Raw genomic sequence first — 1,907 nt, 5'->3', positions numbered from 1 at the left:
CCAATGTCGTCAATTTAAGAAGCTATAAGCCGATAGAAATCTATTAAGACATCTATCGACTTTTTAATTTTAAAATATAAAAGAATATTTTGGCTATATTGATAGAATTTTCAATGATTTTATGATATAATTGTAGTATAGAAAGAGGTGGTTTTATGTTTGTGAAGGCTGTACCAAATAATAGAGGAAAAAAAGGTACTTATTACTGCTCATTGGTCGAAGCTTATCGAGAAAATGGTAAAATCAAACATCGCACCATCCGTTCTTTTGGTCTTCTGACCGAAGAACAGCTACCTTATCTCAAGGCTATGTATGCAAAGAAAAAACCTCGACTTGTGTATGATGATGAACATTAATGTCTATCACTTCTATTGTTGAATATTTCTATTCTCTTTTATCTCATCCTGATACTTTTAATATAGCTAGAAAACAGCCTAACTATTTCATCAGAGAATCAAAGCTTGGGCTACCAGGACTTCTTAAATTTATGTTTTCAAGAAATGGGCATACTGTTTCTAATGAAATCAATCACTATTTTTCTGGATTTGACGCTCTGGATAAATCAGTTTCAAAACAGGCAATATTTCAGGCACAGGAAAAACTCAGTTATAAAGTATTTCCATATCTTAACCATCAGCTATGCCAGTATTATTATAATAATAATGAATATGATACAATTAAAGGATATACCGCTGTTGCCATTGACGGTTCTACCGGTGAAGCACCTGATACGCCTGAATGTATTAAAGCATTTGGCGATAAAGGTCTGCATAAACATCAGCAGAGAAGAACAAATCCAAGAATATCTGGATTTTATGATATATGCAATGGCATCTATATCAATCTATCTATCCAATCATATCGAAAAGCTGAACTCCCAATGGCTTATGAACAGATGGATGATGTTCATCAATTACTGGACAAACAAAAAAGGCTGTTTCTGGCGGATAGGAATTATGATGCAAGTGATTTGTTTTTCTATTTTGAAATGAACAACGATTTTTATTGTTTTAGAGGGAAACCGAACTTTTATAAAAAACATCTTCAGCAGATTGAAGAAGATGGGTGGATAAATGTTGAATTTGATGATCAGTGGATCAATCGATTTAAAATCGATGAAGTCAGGGAATATGCTAGAAAACATAGAAAACTAAGGATACGAGTCATCAAATATAAGAAATCAGAAATCAAGAAATTAAAGAAAAATGAAGAAGATGAAGAAATAATACTTTTTACCAATCTCAGCAGTGATGAGTGGCCAAGAAAGGAGATAATAGTTCTTTATGGCCATAGATGGACAGAGGAAACAGGGTATGACACATTAAAGAACAAGCTTGAGATGGAGAGAATAACCAGTGAGAAACCAGAACTCATATTACAGGAGATGCATTCACAGGTCCTAGTGCATAATTTAGCTGCAATGATAAAAAAGGAATCAGATAAGATTGTAGTGCACACACCAAAGTATAAGTATCAAACAAACATAAATAATTTAATTCAGCTGCTAAGAGCCAATTTGCCGAAGCTGTTAAATCAGAAGCAAAAGATAAAAGAACTGTTAGAAAAAATAATAAAAAAAGCTGCAAAAAATAAAGAGCCTATTCGACCAAATAGGCTCTATCCAAGATGGGGTGTCTATATCAAATTGCCAAGCCCACTTAAGTTCAGGGTCGATGGAAGAAGAAATCCAAGCATAAAGAAAGTTAAAAACAAATTTCTTCGCATCAAATCATGAGAGTAGTATAGACACCTTATCTATATAAATTATAATCTAAAATTTAAAAAAAATCATCAAAAATCAAGGGGTATTTGTACGCTTTTTTAGCGTTTTCAAACACAAAAAGGATATGATTAGATACTAAATTGGCTAAACATATCCTTTTGCCATTTTAAATTGACGACATTGG

At 32.7% G+C, this 1,907-nt stretch carries 2 protein-coding genes; both read left to right on the top strand.

Translation table 11 applies throughout. From position 1 onward, the window contains the following. The first annotated feature begins 155 nt into the window (after positions 1–155). Positions 156–356 carry a hypothetical protein gene (locus B5G32_RS13475; protein WP_087305204.1) on the top strand — a complete coding sequence of 67 codons (201 nt, stop codon included), beginning with the start codon at positions 156–158 and terminating at the stop codon, positions 354–356. Then, positions 356–1,735: an IS4 family transposase gene (locus B5G32_RS13470; protein WP_087936955.1), complete on the top strand. Its 1,380-nt coding sequence runs from the start codon at positions 356–358 to the stop codon at positions 1,733–1,735. The genes B5G32_RS13475 and B5G32_RS13470 overlap by 1 nt, the downstream gene beginning before the upstream one ends. Positions 1,736–1,907: the final 172 nt, after the last annotated feature.

Source organism: Massilimicrobiota sp. An80 (assembly GCF_002159255.1).
In the GTDB taxonomy this organism is placed as follows: domain Bacteria; phylum Bacillota_I; class Bacilli_A; order Erysipelotrichales; family Coprobacillaceae; genus Allocoprobacillus; species Allocoprobacillus merdigallinarum.
The sequence above is the reverse complement of the archived record's forward strand: the minus strand, read 5'-3'. Positions and strand labels throughout refer to the sequence as shown.